Source organism: uncultured Oscillibacter sp., assembly GCF_910587525.1.
Lineage (GTDB): Bacteria > Bacillota > Clostridia > Oscillospirales > Oscillospiraceae > Oscillibacter.
The window spans coordinates 1-1593 of sequence record NZ_CAJULS010000261.1 but is presented as its reverse complement, the minus strand read 5'-3'; the positions used below and the strand labels follow the sequence as shown (position 1 = coordinate 1593).

Here is a 1593-nt window from a genome sequence, read left to right as displayed (position 1 = left end):
TGCTGGAGGTCCACCTGGGCTATGCCGCCCAGGCGTTGGGCTGGAAGGTGGCCACCCCCATCTTCAACGGCGCCAACGAGAAGGACATTCAGGATACCCTCCAGCTGGCGGGCCTCAGCCCCGACGGCAAGAGCTGGCTCTACGACGGCCGCACCGGCGAACGGTTCGACAACCGGGTCACGGTGGGCTATGTGTACTTCCTCAAGCTCCACCACCTGGTGGACGATAAGATCCACGCCCGCTCCACCGGCCCGTACTCTCTGGTCACCCAGCAGCCCTTGGGCGGCAAGGCCCAGTTTGGCGGCCAGCGGTTTGGTGAGATGGAAATGTGGGCCCTGGAGGCGTACGGCGCGGCCTACACCCTCCGGGAGATGCTCACGGTGAAGTCGGACGACGTGGTGGGCCGTGTGAAGACCTACGAGTCCATCGTCAAGGGCCACAATGTCCCCGCCCCCGGCGTGCCCGAGGCCTTCAAGGTCCTGGTGAAGGAGCTGCAGGCCCTGTGTCTGGACATCAAGGTGCTGGACGAGGGCGGCGAGGTCATTGAGCTGAAGGACGAGGACGACGACACCTATCAGCCCGGCAACTTCCACATCGATGATTTCGACGGCTATGGAGGCGGGAAAGAGTCGGAGTTCTCCGCCGCAGGCTATTCCCTGAAGGAGGGCTCAGACGACGACGATCTGGAGGCCTCCGACCTGGAGCAGACAGACGACGAGGAAGAGGGAGATTTCTCCCTCTCCGATGAGGTCATCATCGAAGATGATGGCCAGGACAACTAAGAAAGGGAGGCGAGGAACATGAGTTACGCGGAATTTGACGCTATTCAGATCGGGATTGCCTCCCCTGAGCAGATCCGTGAGTGGTCTTATGGCGAGGTCAAGAAGCCGGAGACCATCAACTACCGCACCCTGAAGCCTGAGCGGGATGGTCTGTTCTGCGAACGGATCTTTGGGCCGACCAAGGACTGGGAGTGCCACTGCGGCAAGTATAAGAAGATCCGCTACAAGGGCAAGATCTGCGACCGCTGCGGCGTGGAGGTCACCAAGAGCAAGGTCCGCCGGGAGCGCATGGGCCACATCGAGCTGGCCACCCCCGTCAGCCACATCTGGTATTTCAAGGGCATCCCCTCCCGGATGGGCCTGCTGCTGGACATCAGCCCCCGGATTCTGGAGAAGGTGCTGTATTTTGCCAACTATATCGTCACAGACCCCGGCGAGACACCCCTGAGCCGCAACCAGATCCTCTCCGAGAAGGAGTACCGGGACTACCGGGAGAAGTATGAGGACGACTTCCAGGCCGGCATGGGCGCGGAGGCCGTGAAGCAGCTGCTCCAGGACGTAGATCTGGATCAGCTCTCCCAGCAGCTCCACGCGGAGCTTAAGGGTTCCTCCGGCCAGAAAAAGGCCCGCATCGTCAAGCGCCTGGAGGTGGTGGACGCCTTCCGCCTCTCCGGGAACAAGCCGGAGTGGATGATCATCGACGTGCTGCCGGTGATCCCGCCGGAGATCCGCCCCATGGTCCAGCTGGACGGCGGACGCTTCGCCACCAGCGACCTCAACGACCTCTACCGCCGGGTCATCAACCGCAACA

2 pseudogenes are annotated in these 1593 nt (G+C 62.2%); both read left to right on the top strand.

Features of this window, described 5'->3' with window-relative positions:
• Positions 1-782: pseudogene (locus QZ326_RS13260) on the top strand (DNA-directed RNA polymerase subunit beta); the annotation flags it as partial.
• A gap of 18 nt (positions 783-800) precedes the next feature.
• Positions 801-1593 (top strand): annotated as a pseudogene (locus QZ326_RS13255) (DNA-directed RNA polymerase subunit beta'); the annotation flags it as partial.